This window comes from Streptomyces sp. NBC_01314, from assembly GCF_041435215.1.
In the GTDB taxonomy this organism is placed as follows: Bacteria; Actinomycetota; Actinomycetes; order Streptomycetales; family Streptomycetaceae; genus Streptomyces.
Genome location: NZ_CP108394.1, coordinates 11113873 through 11138649 on the forward strand (window position 1 = coordinate 11113873; position 24777 = coordinate 11138649).

At 68.9% G+C, this 24777-nt stretch carries 24 protein-coding genes and 5 pseudogenes; 16 read left to right on the forward strand and 13 right to left on the reverse strand.

What is annotated here, in order from left to right:
- Positions 1-48: 48 nt before the first annotated feature.
- Both OG622_RS49135 and OG622_RS49140 read left to right on the forward strand, forming a co-directional pair.
- Positions 49-159: a transposase gene (locus OG622_RS49135; protein WP_371583892.1), complete on the forward strand. Its 111-nt coding sequence runs from the start codon at positions 49-51 to the stop codon at positions 157-159.
- Between the two features lie 276 nt (positions 160-435).
- Positions 436-648 (forward strand): annotated as a pseudogene (locus tag OG622_RS49140) (transposase); the annotation flags it as partial.
- 315 nt (positions 649-963) lie between these two features.
- On the opposite strand, the gene OG622_RS49145 reads toward OG622_RS49140, so the two are convergent.
- Both OG622_RS49145 and OG622_RS49150 read right to left on the reverse strand, forming a co-directional pair.
- Positions 964-1563: a cysteine hydrolase gene (locus tag OG622_RS49145; protein ID WP_371583893.1), complete on the reverse strand. Its 600-nt coding sequence runs from the start codon at positions 1561-1563 to the stop codon at positions 964-966.
- 106 nt (positions 1564-1669) lie between these two features.
- A complete protein-coding gene (locus OG622_RS49150) occupies positions 1670-2917 on the reverse strand; it encodes an MFS transporter (RefSeq protein WP_371583894.1) in 1248 nt (415 codons plus the stop codon).
- Positions 2918-3044: 127 nt separating this feature from the next.
- On the opposite strand from OG622_RS49150, the gene OG622_RS49155 reads away from it, so the two are divergent.
- On the forward strand, positions 3045-3980 hold the full coding sequence (locus OG622_RS49155) for a LysR family transcriptional regulator (protein ID WP_371583895.1): 936 nt from the start codon (positions 3045-3047) through the stop codon (positions 3978-3980).
- Positions 3981-4021: 41 nt separating this feature from the next.
- Here OG622_RS49155 and OG622_RS49160 read toward each other — a convergent pair.
- The 4 genes and pseudogenes from OG622_RS49160 to OG622_RS49175 all read right to left on the reverse strand — a co-directional run.
- Positions 4022-4545: pseudogene (locus OG622_RS49160) on the reverse strand (site-specific integrase); the annotation flags it as partial.
- Between the two features lie 1141 nt (positions 4546-5686).
- Positions 5687-6133, reverse strand: a complete 447-nt coding sequence (locus tag OG622_RS49165) for a hypothetical protein (RefSeq protein WP_371583896.1) — start codon at positions 6131-6133, stop codon at positions 5687-5689.
- Positions 6134-6196: 63 nt separating this feature from the next.
- Positions 6197-6385, reverse strand: coding sequence for a hypothetical protein (locus tag OG622_RS49170; RefSeq protein ID WP_371583897.1), 189 nt, complete (start codon positions 6383-6385; stop codon positions 6197-6199).
- Positions 6386-6539: 154 nt separating this feature from the next.
- Positions 6540-6953, reverse strand: a complete 414-nt coding sequence (locus OG622_RS49175; protein WP_371583898.1) for a MerR family transcriptional regulator — start codon at positions 6951-6953, stop codon at positions 6540-6542.
- A 405-nt stretch (positions 6954-7358) separates the two neighbouring features.
- Between OG622_RS49175 and OG622_RS49180 the strand changes: the two genes are divergently transcribed.
- The 3 genes from OG622_RS49180 to OG622_RS49190 all read left to right on the forward strand — a co-directional run bounded on the left by OG622_RS49180 (position 7359) and on the right by OG622_RS49190 (position 10833).
- Positions 7359-8861, forward strand: a complete 1503-nt coding sequence (locus OG622_RS49180; RefSeq protein WP_371583899.1) for a SulP family inorganic anion transporter — start codon at positions 7359-7361, stop codon at positions 8859-8861.
- Positions 8862-9275: 414 nt separating this feature from the next.
- Positions 9276-9590, forward strand: coding sequence for a hypothetical protein (locus OG622_RS49185; RefSeq protein WP_371583900.1), 315 nt, complete (start codon positions 9276-9278; stop codon positions 9588-9590).
- 460 nt (positions 9591-10050) lie between these two features.
- Positions 10051-10833, forward strand: coding sequence for a hypothetical protein (locus OG622_RS49190; RefSeq protein ID WP_371583901.1), 783 nt, complete (start codon positions 10051-10053; stop codon positions 10831-10833).
- Between the two features lie 333 nt (positions 10834-11166).
- Here OG622_RS49190 and OG622_RS49195 read toward each other — a convergent pair whose 3' ends face one another.
- Both OG622_RS49195 and OG622_RS49200 read right to left on the reverse strand, forming a co-directional pair.
- Positions 11167-12306 (reverse strand): GDSL-type esterase/lipase family protein, encoded by a 1140-nt coding sequence (locus tag OG622_RS49195; protein ID WP_371583902.1) that lies wholly within the window; start codon positions 12304-12306, stop codon positions 11167-11169.
- A 71-nt stretch (positions 12307-12377) separates the two neighbouring features.
- On the reverse strand, positions 12378-12926 hold the full coding sequence (locus OG622_RS49200; RefSeq protein WP_371583903.1) for a YciI family protein: 549 nt from the start codon (positions 12924-12926) through the stop codon (positions 12378-12380).
- Positions 12927-13156: 230 nt separating this feature from the next.
- Here OG622_RS49200 and OG622_RS49205 point away from each other — a divergent pair, with 230 nt between their 5' ends.
- From OG622_RS49205 to OG622_RS49230, 6 genes and pseudogenes are all read left to right on the forward strand, one after another.
- Complete coding sequence (locus tag OG622_RS49205; RefSeq protein WP_371583904.1) at positions 13157-13468, forward strand: hypothetical protein; 312 nt, start codon at positions 13157-13159, stop codon at positions 13466-13468.
- Positions 13469-13745: 277 nt separating this feature from the next.
- Entirely contained in the window at positions 13746-13916 is a 171-nt protein-coding gene (locus OG622_RS49210) for a hypothetical protein (RefSeq protein ID WP_371583905.1), read from the forward strand.
- 1 nt (position 13917) lies between these two features.
- Positions 13918-14367 carry a hypothetical protein gene (locus tag OG622_RS49215; protein WP_371583906.1) on the forward strand — a complete coding sequence of 150 codons (450 nt, stop codon included), beginning with the start codon at positions 13918-13920 and terminating at the stop codon, positions 14365-14367.
- Positions 14368-14667: 300 nt separating this feature from the next.
- Positions 14668-14944: pseudogene (locus OG622_RS49220) on the forward strand (PadR family transcriptional regulator); the annotation flags it as partial.
- A 265-nt stretch (positions 14945-15209) separates the two neighbouring features.
- Positions 15210-15341: pseudogene (locus tag OG622_RS49225) on the forward strand (IS5/IS1182 family transposase); the annotation flags it as partial.
- 394 nt (positions 15342-15735) lie between these two features.
- On the forward strand, positions 15736-16401 hold the full coding sequence (locus tag OG622_RS49230) for a DUF4389 domain-containing protein (RefSeq protein WP_371583907.1): 666 nt from the start codon (positions 15736-15738) through the stop codon (positions 16399-16401).
- A gap of 104 nt (positions 16402-16505) precedes the next feature.
- Here the strand turns inward: OG622_RS49230 and OG622_RS49235 are convergent.
- Positions 16506-16619: pseudogene (locus OG622_RS49235) on the reverse strand (flavodoxin); the annotation flags it as partial.
- 762 nt (positions 16620-17381) lie between these two features.
- Between OG622_RS49235 and OG622_RS49240 the strand changes: the two are divergent.
- The gene (locus tag OG622_RS49240; RefSeq protein ID WP_371583908.1) at positions 17382-18263 is read left to right on the forward strand and encodes a universal stress protein; all 882 of its coding nucleotides are present in this window, start codon (positions 17382-17384) and stop codon (positions 18261-18263) included.
- Positions 18264-18861: 598 nt separating this feature from the next.
- Here OG622_RS49240 and OG622_RS49245 read toward each other — a convergent pair.
- The 4 genes from OG622_RS49245 to OG622_RS49260 form a co-directional block, all read right to left on the reverse strand.
- Complete coding sequence (locus OG622_RS49245) at positions 18862-19221, reverse strand: hypothetical protein (RefSeq protein ID WP_371583909.1); 360 nt, start codon at positions 19219-19221, stop codon at positions 18862-18864.
- Positions 19222-20105: 884 nt separating this feature from the next.
- Positions 20106-20504, reverse strand: a complete 399-nt coding sequence (locus tag OG622_RS49250; protein WP_371583910.1) for a RidA family protein — start codon at positions 20502-20504, stop codon at positions 20106-20108.
- 46 nt (positions 20505-20550) lie between these two features.
- Positions 20551-21204 (reverse strand): NAD(P)-binding oxidoreductase, encoded by a 654-nt coding sequence (locus OG622_RS49255; protein ID WP_371583911.1) that lies wholly within the window; start codon positions 21202-21204, stop codon positions 20551-20553.
- Positions 21205-21255: 51 nt separating this feature from the next.
- Positions 21256-21762 (reverse strand): VOC family protein, encoded by a 507-nt coding sequence (locus tag OG622_RS49260; RefSeq protein ID WP_371583912.1) that lies wholly within the window; start codon positions 21760-21762, stop codon positions 21256-21258.
- A 27-nt stretch (positions 21763-21789) separates the two neighbouring features.
- Here OG622_RS49260 and OG622_RS49265 point away from each other — a divergent pair, with 27 nt between their 5' ends.
- From OG622_RS49265 to OG622_RS49275, 3 genes are all read left to right on the forward strand, one after another.
- Complete coding sequence (locus OG622_RS49265) at positions 21790-22458, forward strand: GntR family transcriptional regulator (protein ID WP_371583913.1); 669 nt, start codon at positions 21790-21792, stop codon at positions 22456-22458.
- A 284-nt stretch (positions 22459-22742) separates the two neighbouring features.
- Complete coding sequence (locus OG622_RS49270; RefSeq protein WP_371583914.1) at positions 22743-24038, forward strand: sensor histidine kinase; 1296 nt, start codon at positions 22743-22745, stop codon at positions 24036-24038.
- Positions 24035-24685, forward strand: a complete 651-nt coding sequence (locus OG622_RS49275) for a response regulator (protein WP_371583915.1) — start codon at positions 24035-24037, stop codon at positions 24683-24685. Before OG622_RS49270 ends, OG622_RS49275 begins: the two co-directional genes overlap by 4 nt.
- The last annotated feature ends 92 nt before the right edge of the window (positions 24686-24777 follow it).

Sequence of the window (24777 nt, forward strand, 5' to 3'; positions counted from 1 at the left end):
CCGTGCTCGGTCGGCAACTGCGGCGCGGGCTTGCGAGGGCGACGCCTGATGCGGGAGATCCTCAACGCGATCCCGTATCAGGCCCGGGTCGGCTGCCGGTGGCGTTATCTGCCGCACGACTTTCCGCCGTACACCGCCGTGTACCACTACTTCGGCTAGTGGCGCGATGACCGCACCGATCAGGCCGTCCACGACCTGCTGCGCCGGCAGGTCCGCGGGTCGAGGGGCCGTCACGAGGGCTCGTCCGCGATCGTATGGCCGCCCAGACGGTGCACGCTTCGGTCAATGCACCCGAGGAGGCGACCGGGCTGGATCCGGGCGAGAGGAGCCGGCGCCGCAAGCGGAGACCGGAGTTCCCGTTGGGGACGTCGAAGCACTCGCTTGAGTTCCGGGCCGATGCCGTCGCGCTGTATCACTTGAGCCCCGGGTGGACGTACGCGTCGGTGGCCAAGGACCCTGGGTGTCACCCACGAGACGCTCCGCACGTGGGTGCGGGATGCCGAGCAGGGTGCCCGGCCCGGGGCGGTGGAGGTCACCGTGATGGAGAAGGGGAACCGACCGCTGTGGGCGCGGGTGAAGGAACTCGAGCTCGAGCGGGAGATCCTGCGGAGGGCCGCGAAGTATTTTGCGGCGGAGACCAGTTGGTGAGCAGCTGCTTCCAGTTCGTCGAGGATCACCGTGGCGCCTTCGGCGTCAAGCGGTTGTGCGGAACGGGGGCAGTGAGGCCCGTCTCGCAGTCTTCCGCTGGGCGACCCGCTGCAACACCCGCCAACGGCACTTCCGCATCGGCCAGATCAGCCCGATCACCTACGAACAGCGATCAACTCCGCTGGCCACCGCCGCATGACAACCGGTGTCCACGATCACGGGGAAGGCCCCGCTGCTGGGTCGACCCTGGGGTGTAGTCGGCCGCCGTATCGGGTGGGTGCGGCGGCCGTGGGTGGCATCGGCTCGTGGTTCGAGTCAGCCGGCCCGGAGCAGGGCGTGCAGCTCGGCGGTGTCGATGATGTGGGCCCGCGAGGGGAGGACTTTGTGGAGCAGGACGTTGTGGACTTCGGTGTCTGGGTCGGCGACGCCGTCGGACAGGACGTAGAGCTGGTAGTCGAGGTCGGCCGCGTCGATGACGGTGGACAGGACGACGCCGCTGGTAGTGATGCCGGAGACGACCAGAGTGGTGATGTCACGCTCGCGCAGCTGCTGGTCGAGGTCGGTGGTGGACGTGCCGCCGTAGCGAATCTTGCGCACGGTGATGTCGCCGTCCTGGGGAGCCAGGCGCTCGTGGATGGCGGTGGCAGGGTCTTCGTGGTGCATGACGCGGTGTTGGGCCAGCGGGGCGAAGGACTTGTTGACGGCAGGGATCGCGTCCCAGTCGGCCTCGGTGAAGCCGAGGCGTACGTAGGCGATGGTGCCGCCGTTTGCGCGAACGTCGGCGATGGCCCTTTCTACGCGACTGAGCAGAGCGTTGCGGTCCCCGTCTTCGGGCAGAACGGCCAGGATCGTGGGCTGGTAGTCCATGACGAGAAGTGCGGTGTGCGTGGGGTCAAGTGCGGGGGCAGTGCTCACGCGAGTGTTCTCCTTGCTGGTGGTATGAGCATGGTCGACGCGGACGGGCACCGGCAGACGGCCTGCGGCCTGCGGCCTGCGGGCTTCAGTGGCGAGTTGCGGTGTGTCATGAGTGGCTGCGGGACAGTTCCGGCTCGTGTTGCGACGTCTGGTCGTGTCGGGGAAGCAGGAGCGGGGTGGTCAGGATGAGCAGTCCCGCGACCGTGAGAGCGGTGCGGGGGCTGGTGACGTCGGCGAGCAGCCCGGCGAGCGCGGTGAGGATGGCGATGGACGCCTGTTGGCCGATCGACCAGGCCGAGAGGGTTCGGGCGACGAGATGCTTGGGGGTGTGTTCGAGCCGGTAGGTGGCGAGCACCGGGGTGTACAGGCTCATGTTGATGATGATCGCCAGCTCGACGGCTATCACGGTGACGAGGCCGACGACGCCGGGACGCACGAAGGCCAGGCCGATCAGCCAGATGGCGCGCAGGGTGCCGGCGGTCCGGAAGACCCAGTGCTGGCCGTAGCGGGCCACAACTCGGCGGGCCAGCCGCGAGCCGATGAGTCCGCCGACGCAGGGAGCGGCGAAGGCGAGGCCGTACTGCCAGGGTGAGAACCCGAGCTGGCGAAGGAGGAGCACGGCCAGCAGTGGCTCCGTGGCCATGATCAGACCGGCAACGAGCACTTGGTTGAGGTAGAGCGCTCGCAAGCCGGGATGCCCCATGATGTGTCGCCAGCCGTCAAGCAACGCGCCCGCCCGGGCCGGGCTTTTGCCGGTTGTCTGCGGCGGCGCTTCTTCTCGGCCGCGGATCGCGGTGATGCACAGTGCGGAGAACAGGTAGCTGAGCGCATCGGCCACCACGGTGATGACCGGCCCGAACAGGCCGATCGCCGCCCCGCCCAGCGGTGGCCCGACCGCGATGGAGCTCCAGTTCGTGGACTCGAACCGCGCATTGGCCACGAGCAGGTCATCCGACCGGACGAGGGCCTTGAGGTAGGCGCCACTGGCCGCGTTGAACGCGATCTTGGCTGCGGCGACCACGGCCGAGATCACGAGCAGCTGTACGAAACTGAGCCGCCCGAAGGCGTAGGCGACCGGGATCGTCGCGATGACCGCGAACCGGGTCAGGTCCATCGCGATCATGACCGGACGCTTGCGCCGAAACTCGACCCACGGCGCGAGTGGCAGCGCGATCAGCGCGCCCACCGCGGGCCCCACTGCGGACAGCGCGGACACCTCAGCGGGACTGGCGTGCAACGCCAGCACGGCGATCAGCGGCAATGCACCGAACCCCAGCCCGGACCCGTAGGCGCTCACCGCATATGCCGTCCACAGCCAGCCGAACTGACGGCCCAACGGTCTCCTGCCCACCATGCGCAGAGCTCCCATCCGAACAAACTCACGTTGACCTGTGAGAGCTAAGCGAGCCGCACAACATCAGGTCAAACAACTGCACTGCCAGTTATCCACAACCATCTGTTGTTCAATAAGGTGGATCGTCGTGGATCTCGAAGCAGTACGTACCTTCGTCGCCGTCGCGGAAGCGGGCCAGTTTCAGAAAGCCGCTGCCGACCTGTCGATCACCCAGCAGGCTGTCTCCAAGCGCATCGCCACGCTGGAGCGCAGCCTCGGCGTGCGATTGTTCACCCGTGCCCCCCGCGGCGCCGAGCTCACCATCGACGGGCAGGCGTTCCTGCCCCACGCGCGTGAGCTGTTGCGCGCCGCCGAGCGCGCGGTCGGGTCCGTGCGCCCCGGCCGCCGTCCGCTGCGCGTCGACGTGATCGCTTCGCGCGGCGCGCAGTCGGGTCTGATGCGCGGCTTCCACCGCGCGTACTCCGAGATCGACCTCGACGTGGTGATGCTGTTCGAGATCGAGACGGCCGTCGCCGCCATCCGGTCCGGTGCGATCGATGCGTCCTTCCGCGCTGTCGCCGCGCCCGGCCGGCCCCTTCCCGAGGACATCGAGTCTGTCCGGGTGCTCGACGAGCCGCTCCAGCTCCTCACCGGCCCCGCCCACGCGCTGGCGGGCGCCCGGTCGGTGACCGTCGCTCAGCTCGCCGGGCACCGGATCTGGATGCCCGGCATCGTCCCCGGTACCGAGTGGGGCGCCTACTACAACGACCTCGTCGCCGAGTTCGGCCTCACCATCGAGGCGACCGGCCCCAACTTCGGCTCCGACGCGCTCCTCGACACCATCGCCGACACTCCGGCCCTGGCCACCTTCATGGGCGGGCAGACACGCCTCATCTGGCCCGCCGGCCACGGCCTGCGCCGTATCCCGGTGACCGATCCGACGCCCGTCTACCCGCACTCGCTCCTCTGGCACCGTGACAACCCCCACCCAGCGCTGGCCACCCTCCGCTCCCACCTCGCCGCCACAACGGCCGGCCACGACATCGCCGGAACCTGGGCACCGGCCTGGGTGATTCCGCGCTAACGGCCCCGCCCGCGCGGTCAGCCCTGGCGGGGTGCAGGCGGTCAACGGCGGGCGAGCAGGCTGGTCAGCCGGAGATCGCCTCGGGGGAGGGCTTGAAGTAGCGGCGGACGTTCTCCGGCTTCCTGTGCCGGGACTTTGTCATCAGCATCAGCATCAGCATCAGCATCAGCAGCGACGCGCCCTGCTCGCCGAGGTGGGTGAGGGCAGAGTGGCGGTGCTCGTGCAGGTCCCAGCCCGTCCCCGGGCCACGCAGGGCGGTGTGCTCGTCGAGCAGCGCGCGAGCCTGCCTGTACGACAGGGCGGGCCAGGCCCGTGTCCGGGCACACGTCACGAGGGCTGACGACCTTGCCCGGACCGGTCGGCGGTGAGTGACGAACACCGGCCCGCGGGATCGGCCCTTGAGGAGCCGGGGCAGCAGCCGGGCGGTGCCGGCGTCCCAGTACACGGGCTCCAGTACGCAGTCCCCGCGCGCTTGGCCCCGGCGGCGGACCTTGGCCCGGGCGCCCTTGGCCTTGACCAAGCAGCGGCGCCCGGCGAAGTACAGCTCCTCGATGTTGACGCCGACGTCGCTGGTGAAGTCGGTGACGCTGACGAGGAGCGGGCCGCTCCGGCGACCGCGCATGCCACGGTCGGCGCCCTTCGCCGCGGCACGGTCGCCAAAGGAGTCTCCGACCGGCCCCTGGCACCAGCGGCTCCTCAGCATGGCCCCGGCGTCCAGGACGGATCGCGGCCGAGCAGGGCCAGCAACCGGTCGCCCGGCGGGGCGTCGTCGGGGACGGCGATCCGTCGGCGGAATACGGAACCGGCAGCCCCGCGCCCCTCGTCCGGGACCAGAGGGGCGACGCGCAGCGCGGGTGGTGGTGAGTTCGGGGGCGGGCTCCCACGGGGCGCCGATCGTCACCGCGACGTCCCAGGCGTGCGCCACGTAGTCGAGCAGGTGAAAGCCGATCGCCATCCGTCCGGGGCCAGCGAAGCCCTCGCCCACCTCCGGCAGCACGAACCGCCGCTCCAGCACTTCGTCTTCCGCGAACGCCGTGGTGACCTCGCCCACCGACGCCTCATACGCTCCGGCCGGGTCATCACCGAGGTCGCCGTCGCGTCATGCGGCCCACGGCTTTGCAGGGCGCGCCCCTGGCTGCGCTGTCCCCGCGGCCCCGGCCGCGCCCAAGGGTCCGGTGAGGACACGGGACTCGGTCAGCGACGGCCACCACCGTCTTCTCTCCGCCCACCAGCAGCCCGTTCCGCCCTTCCTGGAGGCCGGACATCTCTGAGGCGAGCGGCAGACCCGTGGGGTGTAGTCGGACTGGACGGAGAGCGCGGCCTCTGCGCAGCCGTCGGCCCTCCCGTAGGGAGGGCGGGAGGGACGGCGCGGCCCCGCCCAGGTGGTAGCACGCGGGCGGGGCCAATGGTGGGGCCTCCACGGGGGTTGGAGGATCACCGCCGTCACAGCATTGCACTGGATTCAGACACGTAACAGGGTTGTGACTGAAATCAGTCGCATTGCTTGGTTGCCAAGGTCGGGACGGTACTGAGCCGCAGCGTGTCCTCGCGGGAACGGGGGCTGCGCAAGAGGCCAAAAAACCCGGGTCGTCGCCCGGCTACGGACTCGTTCCGGGGGTGCGAGCCGCACACCGGGGCAAGGGCATCTGCGTCATCGGCGCCCCATGTCCGAGCGGAAGAGGCACCTCCACCCAGGTTCGATTCCGTCATGCCCGCCCCTTGCTGTACTGGATGAGGTACCACTCGGTGACCTCGTCGGGGGCCAGGTCGACGGCGGTGTCCCGGCCGCGGGCATGTACACGCAGCCGGTAGCTGCCGGGGCCGTTGAACGACAGGACGGGAAGTTCTTCGTCCAGGTCGTTCATCATGCCGCGGACCATGAGCTCGCCCGAGTCGGAGTGCGCGGAGATCTCCACGATTTCCTGCCAGTTACCGCAGTCAGGCGCGGGCTCGGCCTGGTGGAGGACGACGGTGACGTCGACGTCGCCGGTGTGGATACCAGTCATGACAACGGTGACGCCATCGGCGACCTGGAGCAGTCCGTTGTGCCCGCGGGCCAGGTCGGGGCCGGTCGGCCCTTCCTCGTCACTGATGTCGAACTGGTGGTACTGGACCGGGACGCTTCCCTTGCCCCGTTCTACCTCGTCACTCATCCGCGTACGGGGCGAGAGCAGCGGCTTCCTCGACGCTGCGCCGCTGCCACAGTTCGATCACCCTCAGCGACGGGGCAGGGTGGCCACCGCGCTCTCCCAACTGCCGTCCCGCATACGCCAGGCGGACCAGAACCCGACCGGGCCAATGCCGCCCACACACCACCGTGTCGTACGGCTCAGCGACGTCTCCCTTGGCAGAGTGCGCGCCGTCATCATCTCCAAGACGGCGATGACCAGCTGCTGCATCTGCACGAGCCGCTCCTGTGCGAGGCGATGGATGACGCCCGACGCTCCGTGGCGGCCCTCGCCCCCCGGTCCGCGACGCGCACGCCGCCCGCGTCTGGGTGCCGCTCGGCTACCTGAGCTCTTCTTCGGCGTGTTGCAGCACCGGCAGACATGCTGAGCCTCAGGACCGGACAGCAGGGGTGGCCTGATCCAGGCGGCTGCGGAGGGTGGCCGCGAAGTCCTCCGCGCGGGACAGCTGGACGCGCAACTTTTCCACCTGTTCGGCGGCGGCCCGCTCGTAGGTGCGTATGCGCTCCAGGAGGGCCTCGCGCTCGCCGGGGTCGAGAGTGTCGTCATTGTCCAGGCGGTCCGTGGCACCCAGCAGGTCGCGCATCTGCTCCAGGGTGAAGCCCAGCGGCTTCATCCTGCGGATCACCATGAGCCGGGCGACGTCGGTCTCGGTGTAGAGGCGGAAGCCGCCTGGGGAACGTGCGGAGGGGATCACCAGCCCGGTTTCCTCGTAGTGCCGGATGGTGCGCAGGGAGAGTTCGGTCTGCGCGGCGACTTCGCCGATCTGCATGTGCTTGTCGTCCACGCCTGTGATCCTGGCCCTTCCCATCGTGGCGGGCCGCGTTCCGTGCGACCCCACCGATCTCTACTCTAACGTTAGGGTAGAGTTGGTGATGGCGAGGGCGGTCCGGCTGCTCCGCTACTGCCGTTCCGGGGCCGATGGCGCCCCCGGCGAAGATCCAATTCTTGCAGGAGAGAGCGTGCGCGAGTCCATGACGCCGATCGCCGCCGCCTGCCCGTCGTGACCCTTCGCCCCCGGACGTGAGCTGCCCGGCCGCGGGCGCGCCCCGCCCTGCCTTGCGTCCCTCCCTTTGACTTCCGGCCCGCTGTGAGGGTCGTCCGCGGGGTGCCGTCCCGGCCCCCGCTGATCCTTCCCGCACGCCCCGGCCTGTCAGTGGGGTGTGCCTGAACACGACAGGTACGCATCTCCTTGTCTTCTACCGCTGTGACTCCCGCCGCGCGGTTGCGCGGCCTGCGCCCCGACTGGCTGAACAACCCGAAGGTCTGGCGCACCGAGGTCCTGGCCGGCCTGGTCGTCGCCCTGGCCCTGATCCCCGAGGCGATCTCGTTCTCGATCATCGCCGGTGTCGACCCGGCCGTCGGTCTGTTCGCCTCGTTCACCATGGCCGTGACCGTCTCGATCGTCGGCGGCCGGCGGGCGATGATCTCCGCAGCGACCGGCGCCGTCGCACTCGTGATCGCCCCGCTCAACCGCGAGCACGGCTTCGGCTACCTGGTCGCCGCCGTCATCCTGGCCGGCGTCATCCAGGTCGCCCTCGGCGCGCTGGGCGTCGCGAAGCTGATGCGGTTCGTACCCCGCTCGGTGATGGTCGGCTTCGTCAACGCCCTCGCCATCCTGATCTTCATGGCGCAGGTCCCCGAAATGCACGATGTCCCCTGGGCGGTGTACCCGCTGATCATCGGCGGTCTCGCGCTGATGGTCTTCTTCCCGAAGATCACCAAGGTGATCCCGGCCCCGCTCGTCTCCATCGTCATCCTCACCGTCATTACGGCGGCAGCCGGAATCGCCGTGCCAACGGTGGGCGACAAGGGCGACCTGCCGTCCTCCCTGCCCGTACCGGGTCTGCCTGACGTGCCATTCACGATGGCCACCCTGACGACCATCGCCCCCTACGCGCTCGCCATGGCGCTGGTCGGCCTGATGGAGTCCCTGATGACGGCCAAACTGATCGACGACATCACCGACACACACTCCTCCAAGACCCGGGAGTCCATCGGCCAGGGCATCGCCAACATCGTCACAGGCTTCTTCGGCGGCATGGGCGGCTGCGCCATGATCGGCCAGACGATGATCAACGTGAAGGTCTCCGGCGCCCGCACCCGCCTCTCCACCTTCCTCGCCGGCGCGTTCCTGATGGTGCTGTGCATCGTCTTCGGGCCCGTAGTTTCCGACATCCCCATGGCGGCCCTGGTCGCGGTGATGGTGATGGTCTCGTTCGCGACCTTCGACTGGCATTCCATCGCCCCGAAGACGCTCAAGCGGATGCCGGCCGGGGAGATCGCCGTCATGGTCATCACCGTGATCTGCGTGGTCGCCACCTCCAACCTCGCCATCGGCGTCGTCGTCGGCTCCATCACCGCCATGGTCATCTTCGCCAAGCGCGTCGCCCACCTCGCCCACGTCACCCCGGTCACCGACCCCGACGGCACCACTGTGGTGTACTCCGTGACCGGCGAGCTGTTCTTCGCCTCCTCCAACGACCTCGTCGGCCAGTTCGACTACGCGGGCGACCCGAAGAAGGTCATCATCGACCTGTCAGCCGCGCATGTCTGGGACGCCTCCTCGGTCGCCGCCCTCGACGCCATCGAGACCAAGTACGCCCAACGCGGCAAGACGGTGGAGATCATCGGCCTCAACGACCCCAGCGCCGACCTCCACGGCAAGCTCACCGGCGAACTCACCAGCCACTGACCCGCAGCCCCGCGAGACACGAAGGACCCCTCGAATTCGCCGTCGACCGGGGTCCTTCTTCGTTCTCACACTCTGTAGATCAAATAGCTCAACATGCTGAAACCTGACAGGGAAGGATCGGGGGAGGCGGACTGCGACGGAGAGTTCGGCATCAGCCGCGCCCAGGCGTACCGGCTGCTGCACGTCGCCCGATCACTCACAGCGATCCACGGCGCCGTCACCGCCCTCACCGACCCGTCTCGCAACCGAGACGGCGACCCGGAGGCCGCGGCGGGCCACGTTCGACTGCGGCCTGTCCCAGCCCGCTCTGATCGCCCTCTCCGGCCGTACGGACGACGTCGCGGAGCCTTGAACTCCCCGGCGCCCCGCCGCGCTTGCCCACAGCGGCCTTCCAGGCACTCGATGAGCCCATCCGTGCGGGCAGTGGTCCGCCAGGCCGTCCGCGACGTCCGCCCGCCCCGGCCCCCGCCTCCGCCGCCCGCCGATCCGTCGGTGGACCCCACACTCGCCGCACTGCGCGCCGTTGTCGTAGACCTCGGCGCCAGCACCCACACGATCGGTGAGCCGATGCTCGAAGTTGCCCCGGCCTACCTCTCCGACACCGCCGCCACCGACGTCCTCACCAGCTTCACCGCCACCCCCGCCCGCAAACTCACCCCTGGCGAGGAGGACGCCAACCGCGTCCTCGCCATTGAGCGCGCACCGTCCGAGCGTGGCTCGCCCACCTGAAGAACTGGCGCGCGCGTCCTCACCAAGCTCCGCACCGAGTCCGCCCGCGCCACTCAGCCCCTGCGCGTTTTGCCCGTCTTGACGAACCTCGGAGTCAACCGCTGAGCAACACCGCATGGAGTTCCCGGCGTTTGTGCGCGAAGAGAACTCTGACCACGCCAGGGTGATCGTCTGCCCGGCCCGCTCCTGGTTCTTCCGATGCGACACCACCTTCGGTAGCGGTTGCGCACTCTGGCCAAGAGCCCCGAGCGCGGTTTTGACTTGCTGGAACACGGCAACGGTCACGTGAAGGGACATGGACGTGCGCGCACGGGGCATCAACTACGACACAGGGTTCCTCCCAGGGGAAGAACTCTCCCGCAAGAGCTTCACCCCTGAGACGGTCCGGCACGACATGGCGGTGATCTCCGAGGATCTCCGATGTGACGCCGTTCGTATCACCGGACGAGAGCCTGAACGGTTGAGCATCGCTGCCCGACACGCTGCTGACGCGGGCCTTGAGGTCTGGTTCGCCCCCTTTCCTGTGGACCTTCCCCGCGACCAGTTGCTCCCGCTCTTCGCCGACTGCGCCGCTCGGGCCGAAGCCGTACGGGAGGCTGGCGCCGATGTGGTGTTCGTCGCAGGCTGCGAGATCAGCGCGTTCTGCGGCGGCTTCCTCCCGGGCGACACCTACGGCGACCGTATGCGGGCCATGGCCGCCGCCGACATGGAATGGTGGTCCTCCCTCGGACCGGTGCAAGAACGCCTCAACGACTTCCTCTCCCAGATCGCCGCGACCGTCCGTACGCACTTCGGCGGGCAGGTCACCTACGCCTCGGCTCCCTGGGAGTTCGTCGACTGGGGTGCGTTCGACCTCGTCGGCATCGATGCCTACCGGGCCGCCTACAACGCCGACAGCTTCCGGGACGAGCTGCGTGGGCACCTCGCCCACGGCAAGCCCGTCGCGGTGACCGAGTACGGAACCTGCGCGTACCAGGGCGCGGGAGAACGTGGCGGCATGGCCTGGCAGGTGCCGCACGGCGCGGTCCCGGACGAAGACGAGCAGGCGCGCTACCTCACCGAATTGCTGGACATCTTCGAGGAGGAAGGCGTGGACACCGCGCTCTGGTTCACCTTCGCCGGTTACAGCAGGCCCGGGGAGCAGGACCTTGGCTCCTACGGCGTCGTCCGGATGCTCGACGAGAGGCGCTGGGAACCGAAGAAGGTGTTCCATACGATGGCAGCCAGATACCAACGCAGCTGATGTACCAAGACCTCCAGCCCCTGGCAGCACCGCTCTACAACCCCCGATCATCCGTCAGGCCGGGGCTGACGGATGATCTACTGCCCAGACTGCCGATCCTGACCAGCATGAGCACCCCGAACGACCGTCACACCAGCGCTTTGACCTGCGACTTCAAGTTGGCGGAAGCCCGATGTTCCGCACCGCACCGGTGCGCACGCCGCCCGGCCGAACCTTGTCCAGTTTCGTCCGGGCGCGCGTCGTTCCTGGACCAGGTTCGCTACCGGCACGCTTCCCCCTTGTCAGCCTCGGTCCCGACCGCCGATCGGGCCATGGACAAGGGGGTATGTGATGTCAGGGGAAGGGGCCGTCGGTCGCGAACGCGTGGGCTGCAAAGCGCTTGCCCATTCGACGGTACGCGGCGGCGGTGGGGTGAAGGCCGTCGGCCAGGTCATCTGCCTCGTCCGGGCCGAGCAGCTCGCGTCCGTCGAGATAGTGGAGGTGGGGATCGGACGCCTGTCGTGCCGCAGCGATCCGGGCCAGCTCGGCACGGACCACCGCCAGCGACAATGCCCCGCCGGCCACATCGGCCGGGTCGCCCAGGGCAGCGAGCCTCCCGTCCGGGCCGGTCGCGGTCGGGCCGGGGGCCTCCTCCAGGGCTGGACAGCTCACCGGAGAGATCAACAGCAGTGGGGTGTCCGGGTGTCCGTCCCGGATCGTGTCCAGGAATCCGTGTACCGCCGGGCCGAACGTCCGCAGCCGGAAGGCTGACAGGCTCACGATGTTGATGCCCACCTTGAGGCTGATCAGGTCGGCGGGCGTATCGCGGATCGTCCGGGCGACATAGGGATCCAGCAGCGCGTTGCCCGCCTGGCTGAGATTGATCACCTCCACCCCTCCGAGTGCGGCTGCCACCACCGGCCAGGTCCCGGTCGGGCCGTCAGCCTCGATGCAGTGGCTGATGGAACTGCCGTGGTGCACCCAGCGGCGCCGCCCGTCCGGCAGCGGTGCCAGCACGTCGCCGTCAGCGCGCAGTGCCACCAGTTCCGTTGGCGTCTGCTGTGGCAGCCACAACTCGACGCTCTTCATGCCGGCCGGCAGCCCGGCGAACCGTACGGTCCCTGGCTCGCCCGGGATGAGTCGCTGTACGGCCCCGGGGCCCGTCATCCGCAGCACGTTGCCCACCGGCGCCTGCTGACGCCCGGCCAAGGCGCCGTCCACCAGCAACTCCAGCATCCCGGTCGGGCGAGGGTGGGGGTCGCAGTCGAGCTGGCCGGTGGAGGTGAGTACCTCGAACTCCAGTGCGCGCGCATCGGTGCGGAACACCAGCCGCACCCCTGAAGGCATCACGGTCACCCCGTAGACCGACGGGTCCTGGTACTGCTCCTTGGTCCACGCGGGCAACCGGCGCGGCATCACCCCTGCCTGTGTGGTCTCCAGGTCCAGCGCACCCCGTAACTCCACCGGCCCGCCCACCAGTGGAACCGCCCGCATCGCCACCGTCACCGCTCCTGTCCCAGGTCAACGTGTTCCGGTGATGACATCAACCCGGTGCCTGCCGTGACTCATCGACGCCCGCCGAACTCCCAGTCGTGGACCTCGATGTCCGCGTACCGGTCCGCAGCCAGGACGGCTCGTGCCGTCTCCGGATCCGGGGCCTTGAGTAGCACCGCCGTACCCAGCCAGGTGTCGCCGTCGTCGGACAGCAGAGGCCCGTACGCGACCAGCTCGTCCCGGTCGAGCGGCAGGGCAAGGTCGGCGGCCGGGCCCTCGCCGAGACCGAGCACCAGGTACCGGTTGCCACCGGTCAGGCCACCGGGAAAATCCCACATGGTGCGCCCCAGCAAGTTGCGCCACCGGCGCAGCAGCACGTCCCGGTACGCGCCTGCCTGGTAGTTGGGTTCGTCGAAGGCGAACGCGCGGGCGGCGGCGGGATCGGGCAGATCGACGATGTGCACGCTGCCGGTGGGTGTTTCACCATCATCGGCGAAGGTCGGGCCGCGAGCGATCAGCTCCTTCGCGTACCGGTCCATGTAGGACCAGTGCTCCTCCAACAACTCTTCGCGTAACGCGAGGGAGCCGGGCCGATCACGGTGGTAGCAGAAGAACTCCATGACCACTGACCCTTCCCCAGCAAGGGCACAATCTCAACTGGCTTTTGGCGCCCATGACCCCGCACGCGATGAGCGGCGTGACGCATGGTGTGCGGGGCGGTGCACTGCCCGGCGATGGTGCGCACCATCGCCTTCTCCAGGTGCGCGCTACACGATGGTGAGGCGCACGGGGGGCATCGCCGGTGCTGGGTGCGCATCGAGGGCCTGGCCCACCAGCCGACGGCTTCCATGTGCCGGAGGATGTCGTCGATGTCTTCGTGGTCCTGGGTGAGGATCTCTTTGGTGAAGCGGATGACGGCCTGGGCGGTGCCCTTCGCTGTGTCCGGCCCGGCCTGTGCCCAGTTGTGGGTGGTCACGAAGACGCGTCCGACGGCCTGCAGGGCGAAGGAGCCGTCGCACGGCTCCGGATCGGTGCCGCACAGCGCGGTGACCGGGACGACGATCTGCTCGGCGACTTCCACGAGCAGCGCGGCATGGCCGGTTCGGCTGCGGCGAACTCGACGGCGGCCTCGGTGTCGCCGGCCTGGACCGTCCGGAGGTAGTCGAAGGCGCTGATCATCGCGTGCGGGGTCATCGGGGCGAGCTGTGCGGCGGGTTCTGTGATGGATGGCTTCTTCGTTCAGGACTACTGGCGGCGTTGGGCGCAAGATGACGACAAGGTCTGCGCGGGTGGCATGATGACCGGCGGGAAGTGGGGCTGGGAGGTGACCGACACCCAGGCGACCTTCGACTACTCCGGCGGTACGACGGCCAGGAACATGGTCGTCGCCAAGAAGACGTCCGGATCCTGCACGGTCCACGGTGACTCCGGCGGGTCCGGTGTACACCGTCGACAGCAGCGGACGCGCCTACGCCAAGGGCATCATCTCCGGCGGCAGCGGCAGCGGCAGCGGCAGCGGCGGTGGCGGCCTCTTCGACCCGTGCTGGCTGTACTGCACCGACATCGGACTGGCCAACAGCGCCTTTCCCGGCACTGTAGCGAGGTACTGACATGCGCCACACCCTTCTCACCCCCCTGCTGGCGGTGGCCCTGACCGGATGCTCGCTCCTCGGCCCGGACACGACGTGCACCGAAGCCGACGCGGACTCACAGGTCTCCGCCGTGTGGCGGCCCGCTGACTTCGGCGGCCGGGACGCGGCGAGGATACGGCTGTGCGTGGACGGCACCTGCGAGGAGCGGACATCGGGCAGCCCCGACGACCCGTTCGCCTCGCTGGCAGTCCGACTCCCAGACGACATCGGCGCGTCCCCCGTGCCCGTGCGGCTCACCGTGACGTCCGTGAAGAGCGGTGACACGGTCGTCGAGGACAGCACCCGGGCCAAGCTGACGGAGCAGCACCCCAACGGCACGTCCTGCCCGCCCACCACGTGGACGGCGACGTTCCGTGCCCACCCCGACAAGGGCCTCACCTCACCCAAGGGCATGAAGCTCCAGGGCTGAGCCCTCTACCCATGCGCCCGTCCCCCCGGCACCACCGGAGGGACGGGCGCATCGCGTTGGTCTCCCCTCGCATCGTCGGGCGCTCCGACCTCAGCTCAAGGAGGCCCAACACAGGCCCGAAGCCGGTCGGACACGGACCCGCCCGCCAGTGGACTCCTTCAGCTGGGAACGGCACTGCGACATGCTCGACCAGCTCGCCCCGGCCGAGCGCACCCACCTGCTCCGCATTCTCCTCGTCGCCACCCACGTGCTGCCCGAAGGCGACGAGCAACTCGCCGCGCTGGAACGCTGGGTCTCCCGGGCGACCTCGACGCGGTGCGCAAAGCCATCACCGAGCGCATGGAGTGGGCAACCGCCAAGCTGGTCCGCTACGAGAGGCTCCGCCAGCGCCTGCTCGACGGGCGCTCCGAGGAGGCGTACTTCGCTGAAGCCGAACGCATCGGCCCGTACCTCACCCTGCTGCGCGGGATGTCGTTCGAGCGGGAGAACCTCCAGTGGGGGTATCGCGCTCCGCAGGCTCGACCAGCGTGCGGCCGCTCTCCAAACGAACGGCCGACTCGGCGACAAATATGCGTGACGCGGTCAGGGCGTTCGGCAGGAACTGCACAGACCAGCCGAGCCCTTCGCGTGTGAACAAAAGAACGTCGATGTCTACATCACCAGGCCAGAACATACGGCGACCGCCGACGGATTGGCCGTCGGCGGCAACCGAGACTGTGCGCTACCCGCAGGCGGGCGGGAAGATCCTGGCCGACGAGCCGGTGTTCATCGAGAACCTCCGAGGAAAACCCGACCTTCAGGCCGTGGAGGTATCGGACTCCTGCGAAGCAGGGCAGTGGTAGGTCCGTAAAGCCCTGGTCGACCGGGGCTTCAAGAACCAGGTCGTCATGCACGGCGTCGGCCTGGGGACCGATGTCGAGATCGTCGCACGCAACCCGTGGGACAAGGGGTTCGTGCCGCAGCCAAAGCGGTGGATACACCTTCGACATTCCCTGGGCGCTGTCGGCGGTTGTCGAGGACCCGCTCCGCGACGGCCCGCATCGGCTCGCCCGCGCCGGATCCGTCGCACCGCCGGGAGCCCGGGAGCCCGGGAGCCCGAGAGCCCGGGAGCCCGGGAGCCGACCGGGTCTTCAGCACGCTGCACGCTTTGCGCACCCCAGGCGACCGACGTCGCGGAACCATGGAATACGAGTGCTTCGCAACGATCCCTTTCTGAGTCTTCCGGGATTGCCGAATCTGGGGCCGACAGCGCGAGGCCGGCCCGCCCCAGGACTGGACTGCCCTGCCCTCGCGGGGTCACGCGGAAGCAGCCAGGCTGGTCATGAGCCCATACCGGCGGTCTTCCGCCGGACGAAGGAGCTGATCACCATGACGAATCAGGTGGCATTCTCGGACCCTCCGGTCCGGGTGAACGCGCGGATCGACTCGCCACTGTCCCGATGGCTGTGGCTCGTGAAATGGATTCTCGCCATTCCGCACTATGTCGTGCTGTTCTTCCTGTGGATCGCCTTCTCCGTGGTGACCGTGATCGCGTTCTTCGCCATCTTGTTCACCGAGCGTTACCCTCGCGCGCTGTTCGACTTCAACCTGGGAGTGATGCGCTGGAGTTGGCGGGTCTCCTACTACGCGTACGACGCCCTCGGGACCGATCGGTACCCGCCCTTCAGCCTGGGCGAGGAACCGGACTACCCGGCACGGCTGGACATCTCCTACCCTGAGCACCTCTCCCGCGGCCTGGTGCTGGTGAAGTGGTGGCTCCTGGCGATCCCGCACTACCTGGTCGTCGGGTTCTTCCTCGGCGGCGCCCACTTCGGCTGGTGGTCCGGTGGCCTGATCGGCCTGCTGACGGTCATCGCGGCCGTGATCCTGGCCTTCACCGAGAAGTATCCGAAGGACCTGTTCGACCTGATCATCGGGCTCAACCGGTGGGTCCTGCGCGTCTCGGCCTACGCCGCTCTGATGACGGACGCGTACCCGCCGTTCCGCCTGGACCTGGGCGGCCCGGAGAGGACCACTCGGGAAACGCGGGCGTGATCGCCCGCTGTCGGCCGCGTTCCGACTGGACGACCGAGCCACTCGAACGGGCCTTCCGCCCTCCACGCCCACACGTGCAGCGTTCCTGGACTCAAGCGCAGTCGGCCCTTCGCAACCTTCTCCAGGCAGCCCCCGAAGGTGCGGTGCTCCCTGGCGTCGAGCCGGACCATCGCCCTGCGCACACCGGGCACGGGCGGGACATCCCGCTGGCTCGCTGCTCGGTATCGCCCTATTCTGCCTGGTCGTGGCCGTCGCGGTGGCCGCGCTGGCTACGGCTGAGGAAGACACCATCACCGCGCTCACCGTGACCGGGGCGACCCTCACCGCATGCTGTGCGACCGCACCGCGCGCTGTTATTCATGGTGCTGCCGCCGGTCGCCGTCAATGTGCTCATCGGGGTCACTGTCAGCGGCAGCGACCGGTACCCGGACGGGTGTGGCGAATCCTGTGTGCTCATGGTCCGACTCGACGCCAGGGAGCACCTCACCCCCCTTTCAAGGGCGGCCGGCCCCCGTAACGGGCCGAAGGTCCCTACGGGGCGACGCCCGGCCCATCTGACCGGTTCGCATCCGCGGAACGACCGCAATCGGGCCCGGCGCGTGATGCGGCATCGCTTTGTCGACGAGGCCAGAGGCATCCCGGTGTACCCGCACCTACCGATCACCGGCAGTTCGGCCACCGCCTCCGGGCCCGCCTCGGAACCGTCGACACCGGCCACCAGGCAATCGTCACGGCCTCCGCTCCTCTCGTGCGGATCCCATGCGGCTCTCGTCGGGTGGGTCCGCGCGGATCTCGCGTGTCCGTCTTCGCTGGTCCGCCGGGTCCACATGCGCCGTGGAGGGGAATGGGGTACTTCTCGAAAGAGACAACGCATCTCGCTCGGCACGCCGGCGACGTCCGGACCTCCACATATCGGACTCGCTCACCGTCACCCACATGCACCGCCATCCCCAGTTTCGTACGAGACGGAGGCTGCCGCCATGCAACCAGTTGTCACCGTGGGCTTGGACGGCTCACCCGAGAGCCTTGCCGCCGCTCGCTGGGCCGCCGACGAGGCCGAGAAGCGCAAGCTGACCCTGCGTCTGCTGCATGCGTGGCCGCTGCTGGCGCCGGAACCGGCCCTCGTTCCCTCGGAGGTCGACCAGAACTACTGGGCGAAGCGTCTCGTCCACACCGCGCGAGCAGAGCTACAGACCCGCCACCCGGGACTGCTGGTCGTCGGGAGCCTGGTCCCCGACGACGCCCAGAACGCCCTGATCCAGGCTGCTGCGGAGTCGGAGATGACCGTGCTCGGCTCACGGAGGCTGGAGTCGGTGGAAAGCTACTTCCTGGGAGACATCAGTCTGCCCGTCGTCGCACGGGCCCAGCGGCCGGTCATCCTCGTCCGAGCCGATGCCCAGGAGCGGGCCGGGGAGGAAGTGCCCCATAAGACAGCCGCGAGCCGCGTGGTCGTAGCCCTGAAACTGCACGGCTCCTCCGACGAACTGCTGGACTTCGCCTTCCACTCCGCCGCCGCCAGGGGCGTTCCGCTCCTGGCCGTCCACGGGCGGAGCGTGCCGCTCCACGCACGCGTGCCCTGGGGTGTGGACCACGATGTCACCGAGGAACTGACCGGGGACGCGCGAAAGCTGCTGGACAAGGCACTGCACCCCTGGCGCGAGAAGTATCCGCAGGTGGAAGTGGCCGACAGCGTGCGTCTGGCCGGCCACGCCAAGGCCGTCGTGCACGCCGCCGAGGGCGCCGCACTGCTGGTGGTGGGCCGCAGTGCGCACCGCCACGGGCTGGGATCCCACCTGGGCCACGTGGTGCAGGCAGCGCTCCATCACGTGAGTTGCCCGGTGGCCGTCGTCCCCCACGGCTGAGGCCGACCCGGACGGATCACCAGTGCGGTCGGCGCCAAGGCCGACGCGTCCGTGGTCCGGTCAGGGGCGGCCCGACGGCGTGCCTCCGCCGCGCGCTGAGGTCTGCGAGACGTGCTCGGCGATGGCGTCCTTCGGATCCGGTGGCTGTCGCCGTGGCCGCCCAGAAGCGGACCAGGAGCGCCGGCGCGAACGGGCCCGCTGCAGACGGCCGGGCCCGGACAACCGTGTCAGCGACCTCGGCCGATTCCACGGACACGCCTTTTAACGACCACGCCGACGTGTCCTTACGAAGCGATCTCTATCCGCATATCCCAATGAGTGGCCGTGTCGTCCGGGGGACTGGGCGGCCTATCAGTCAAAGCCACACGTACGGCATGAGCGCTTTCAGCCACACCCAGGCCTCTGGGCCTCCCGATCGTACGAAGGCCCGGAATCAACCCTTCAACAAGGTATGGAGCGCTGTATGGCCCGTTCGGCCAAGTCTGTGCTCAAGGTGTCACCCGTTGGGTCGCGCGGCCGGCGGTCTCCCCGACGGCCGAACGCCCTGGTTGTCCGGAGCAGCGCGCCGCCCACGCAACGCACTGGCTCCGAGGCTCAGTCAGGTCTCCGGCAGTACGAGCCAGATCTCGGAGAGGGCGAGGCCGTGCTCGCGACTCACCGCCCCACAGGGGCAGCCCAACGTGGTCCGGCGCCAATCGCAGGTCACGGTCCACGGGCCTTCCTTGCCCCCGCACTCCGGGCAGCCGACGGTTTCGGCTGCCCATACCCCCGGCGCGGGTTTGGTGTGGCGGCGCAATCTACCCGCGTATCGTGCGTGCCAGGGCTCAACCGGCGGTGCGAGCGGGACGGCGCCGGGCACGCTCGTCGCGGCGAGAGCGGTGAACAGTGCGGCCAGGTCGGGGAGCAGGGCTTCGCCCTCTTCGGTCGGCGGCGCCGCGCGTTCTGTCGTCCCCGGCACGGTGCCATACCTCGGAGCCGCCGCCGCAGTGGGTGGATTCGGGGCCATGTGCCAGGGCAACAGGGTGCGGGCGACGGCGGCCAGGAGGGCGGCGGCGGGCGGGCTGACAGCACCGGCGTCGAGGTGATGGACGGTAGTGCGGAGTATGCGTTGAAGCCGTCTGTCTCGGTCAGTCGCCCGGGTCTGTGCCGCTGCGCCCCGCCGGGTCGGGAGCGGAGCGGTGAGGCGGGCCAGGACAGCCACTACCGCCTCGGCGTCCGCTGAGGACAGGCGCCACTCGCCCGCAGCAAGGAACTGCCAGGCATTCCCGGTCTCCAGGGTGAGAGCGCGTGTCAACAGGGAGCTCGATGCTGCTACCGGCCTTCCGTGTACGTGTGCCATGGCATCCCCCTTCTGCCTCACATTGAGTATTGAGTATGGAGGCGTACTCGACGCCGGACGGATCATTCCTGCCCGTCCAGGTCGCGACCGTTCTGATTCCTCTGTGGGGCCGGGTAGCCGACGACCTGGGATTACCTTCAGCACTCACCCGGGCCGATCAGAACGCTCACGGGCCAACCGCAGCGCTCGGTCACACGTCGAGGGGCCCAGTGGCGGGACGCGTTCAGCGGGTGGTGAGGGAAGCCGGGGCGTCCGCGATCGAAGCGGCGCAAGATCAGGTCGAGGGTGTCGTCATCGACGGCTCTCAGGTCGGCGCCCATGGCCGAGACCAGCGGGTAGTGTCCGGCGCCGCTTCTTTCGGCGGAATATCGTCAGCAGAATTGCGGCGCCGCGATCCACACCCTCAGTTCGGGCCGCGGAGCCATCTTTGCGGGTCGCGGAACTGCCTGGCCCCTGCGGTGAACACCACCGCCTCGGCGCGCGTCAGGTGCCGTGCGGCCTCGTCATTCCTGGCCGCTTGCAGATTCACGACAACCGTCTCCGCCCCGGTCTTGGCCAGAGCCGCGGCCTGCGCCGGGTTTCACATGAGACCGGTGATGGTCACCGAAGTGGGCCAGGTTCGAGGTGGCCATCGCCATCTTGTACTTCGGCAGGTCCACGATGAACTGGGTCTCGGATACGACCTGGTTGCGGGTGGCGCCGTAGTGGGAGAGCACCTGTTCGAAGTTGGCGTAGGACTGCTGAAGCTGAGCGTCGAAGTGGTCCGGGTGGAGGAAGTTGCCCTCGTCGTCGTGCGAGAGCTGTCCGGAGACGTAGATCGTGTCGCCGACGTTGATGGCCTGGGCGAAACCGAACTCCTTCTCACCGCAGACGTCATGGCTGTAGGAATCGAGGGCGGTCATGGTGCTACTCGCTGCTGGTGGTGCGGTTGTTGAGTGGGGTGGGAGTTCAGGCGGCCGCGAGCTGGGCTACGGCCTCGGCGACGGGGGTGTCGCCGGAGGTGAGCTCGACGATCACGCGGTTCAGGGCGGGCTCGTGGAGGGTCGCGTCGATGAACGCGGCGACGTCGTCGCGGTGCACGTCGCCGTACTCGATGGCGGGCCCGGCGGTGACGCGGCCGGTGCCGGGGGTGTCCAGGAGGGTTCCCGGGCGGACGATCAGCCAGTCCAGATTCGTGCGCGTCAGGTACACGTCGGCGGTCTTCTTGACCTTGGCGTAGTGCTCGAAGCCCTCACCACCCTCACCGCCGCGCAACGCGTCGGGGAACACCGAGACGAGGACGAAGCGTGATACCCCGGCGAGCGCGGCCGCGTTGGCGGCCTTCTCCAAGCCCTTGCCGTCGATGAGGGTCGTCTTGTCCATCCCCGTACCGTGCGCACCGGCCGAGAAGACCACCGCGTCATGGCCCTGCATCTTCTGCACGAGATCGTCGACCGAGTCGGTGATGAGATCACCGATCACCGGAGTCCCGCCGGCCTCCCGCACGGTCTCTCCTTGACCGGGCCCGCGATGCATGCCGGTCGCCGCGTCCCCGCGGCTGGTGAGGAGCTGAGTGAGGCGACGGCCGACTCCGCCGGCAGCGCCGAGTTGGAACACCTTCATGAATGTTCCCGTCTTTCGAGTGGTGAGGGGGAGGGGTGCGGTGTCCGCCGGTCAGGAAGCGAACACCTGGGAGTCGTCGGCGAACGCCTTGAACTCCAGCGCGTTACCGGCCGGATCGAGGAGGAACATCGTCCACTGCTCGCCCGGCTGCCCCTCGAAGCGCACATGGGGCTCGATCACGAACTCGGTGTTCGCCGTGCGCAGCCGGGCGGCGAGTTCATGGAACCCGGGGATCGTCAGGATCAGCCCGAAGTGCGGCACAGGGACGTCGTGACCATCAACCGGGTTGTGGATCCGCTGCGCGCGGCCCGGCGCCAGGTGCGTGACGAACTGATGGCCACGCAGGTTCCAGTCCACCCACGTGTCCGCGCTGCGGCCCTGCTTCAGGCCGAGCACGTTGCCGTAGAAGCGACGCGCGGCGACCAGGTCGTCGACCGGCACGGCGAGGTGAAACCGGGGAATCGGAGGAACGGTCACGTCACTGCCTTCCTGAGCGGGCCGAACGATCCGACCAGTTGTCTCAATGTTGACATTCGGACAATAGGTGAATGTTAACATGAGGACGTTGTTTGAGGAGGTGCGAGTTTGAGTGAACAGGGCAAGGTAGCGCCCGCGCGCCGCAGGGGGCTGGCCGACGAGGTCGCGGACCGCATCAGGGAAGCGATCTTCAGCGGGGTCTACGATCCCGGCGCACAGCTGCGTGAGGTGGAACTCTCGGGCCTCATGGAGGTCAGCCGCGGCCCGGTCCGCGAGGCGCTCCGGATGCTGGAGCGAGAGGGCCTGGTCCACTGCGCGTGGCATCGAGGCACTACGGTGACCACGCTGTCCGCCGATGACGTCGCCGAGCTGCACAGCCTCCGCGGCGCGCTGGAGGACCTCGCCGTCCGCCGCGTGGTCGAGTACGCCTCCGACGAGGACCTCACCTCGCTCGACAAGGTCACCGCACTGATGGAGCGAGCGGTGGACGAGCACGAAATGGTCCGCCTCGACATTGCCTTCCACGACGCCGTCTTCGCCGCCTCCCGTCACCAGCGCCTGGCCGAGGCGTGGGAAGGCATCCGGTGCCAGGTCCATCTGTTCCTGCTGACCCGGATCATCCGAAGCACCGAGGGCTACCTGACCCGCGTCCCCGAGGAACACCGCGAGCTCGTCACCGCCCTGCGTACCCGCGACACCGAGACCGCCCTGAATCTCTTCGCTGCCCACCGTCGGCGTGCCGTCGACGTGGTCACCGCGAGCCCTGCTCCGGGCTGATCCGCAGGGCGCCTGGTTCTAACGTCTCCACGCAGGCCGTACCTCCGGCAATCCCGACGGCCCCCTATGCCGCCACCGTGAAATTGCGTCCGCCCGGGGGGCGCCCGGCCTAGACCGCACACACAGGTGACCAGAGCCAGCCCGGTCGCTACCTGCATCGATCACGTACTTGACCCCTCGTACTGGAGAAGCGGGTGCGCGACGCCCGGCCCGCGCCCATGCCCACCGATCCGCGCGCGAGAGGCGGGCGTCAATCGCCGCCGTAGGTGCGTAGGGTGGCGCGGATGCGAATAGCTGTGTCCTCCGGCCGGCGTGCCGGTTACCGAAGTTGGCCGGGGCGGATCCTGATCTCGGCGCTGGCGCTGTTGTTCCTCTTCTCCGTCTATGAGGACATGCGGGAACGGATCGTCTTCGACCCGACCTTCGACATGGAGGCCTTCGTCGGGGACTGGGTGCCGGTCTGCTCCGGAGCCCTGGCAGGGGCGATGGCAGTGCTGGCCGCGGTGCGCGATTCCCGATGGGTTCCGCGGGCCGTGCTGGTGGCCTGCGCCGGCACCTTCGTGGCCACGGTGGCCTACCACCTGCTGCCGGTGAACATGGTGACCAGCGAGAGCAGCGGCAGCGAACTCATGGGCCTGCTGGTCCTCCTCGCCGTGGCGGTGCGCCGCTGCACGCCCCGGTGGGCCCCGGTGGTCGTGGCGGCCTTGGGTATCAGCGTGTTCTCCGTCCCGGTGCTGCGGGACTCGGATCCCGGCGACTTCTCCGACAGCACCGTGCTGGAACTGGCCCTGGCCTTCGTCTGCGGCCTGGTGCTGCGCCTCTACGACGTCCAACAGGAACGCACCGGACAACTGGTCCGGCAGGAGGAACGGCTTGCCCTCGCCCGCGACCTGCACGACACCGTCGCCCATCAGGTGACCGCGATCGTGGTGCAGTTGCAGGCCGTGCGCCATGTCACCGGCCGGGGCACCCTCGACCCGCGGATGCTGAACGAGATGCTTGAGGCCGTCGAGTACGCGGGCGGCGAGGCGCTGACGTCGATGCGGCGTCTGGTCGGTTCGATGCGCGGTGACGAAGCCCCGCGGCATCCGGAGAGCCTCGGCGAGGTGCTGACCCGCATCGTGGACGAGGCACGGGCGACGGGACTGCCGATCCGGCTGGACCTCGGACAGGAGCTGCCCAAGGACGTCCCCACGGAGGTCACCGGCGGGCTGAGCCGAGTCCTGCAGGAAGCCCTGACGAACGCCCAGCGCTATGCGCGCGGAGCGCGGTCGGTGGATGTGTCCGCCCGGGTCGCGGCAGGCCACGCCGAACTGGTCGTCGAGGATGACGGACAAGGCTCTCCGTCCGGACACCGCGGCAGCTTCGGGCGGCTCGGCGGCGGCTTCGGCATCATGGGCATGCGGGAGCGGATCGAGCTGCTCGGCGGCGCCTTCGAGGCGGGGTACCGACCCGAAGGCGGGTGGCGTGTCCACGTCTCCGTACCGCTGGACCCCGACGAGGCTTCACGGAACGCCCGTGCACGCGGGCGGCACGCCGTACGATCCGGGTTGCGGCTACGGGAGGGCAGGACGGCATGACCATACGCATCCTGGTCGCGGACGATCAGTATCTGGTGCGGGCCGGGTTCCGCATGGTGCTGTCGGCCGAGTCCGACATGGAGGTGGTGGCCGAGGCCGCCGACGGGGCCTCGGCCCTGTCGCTGGCCCGCGAGACGAGGCCGGACGTGTGTCTCGTGGACATCCGGATGCCTCCGCCCGACGGTCTGGAGGTCACCCGCCGACTGGCCGGCGACGGTCATCCCGGAGCGCCGAAGGTGGTCGTGGTCACCACCTTCGACCTCGACGAATATGTGTACACGGCGCTGTCGAACGGAGCATCGGGCTTCCTCCTCAAGGACGCCGGTCCGGCGCTGCTGACCGAGGCCGTCCGGGCGGCCGTCCGCGGGGACGCCATGGTCGCCCCCCAGATCACCCTCCGTCTGCTGCAGCACTTCACCAAGGCGCGGCGGCGCGGCGCATCCGAGCCGGCCGAACCGCTGACCGACCGCGAGGAGGAGGTCATCCAGGGCATCGCCCGGGGACTGACCAACCCGGAGATCGCCGCCGAGCTGTACATCGCACCCAGCACCGTCAAGACGCATCTGGGGTCGGTCCAGGCGAAGCTGGGCCTGCGCAACAGGGTCGAGGTCGCGGCCTGGGCCTTCCGCTCGGGGCGTGCCGAATAGCGATCGCGCCATAGGAGCGGCCCGGCCGGAGCAGCGGAGCAGCGGTCCGGCGGTCTTTGCGGTCCGGCCGGAGCAGCGGTCCGTCGGTCATT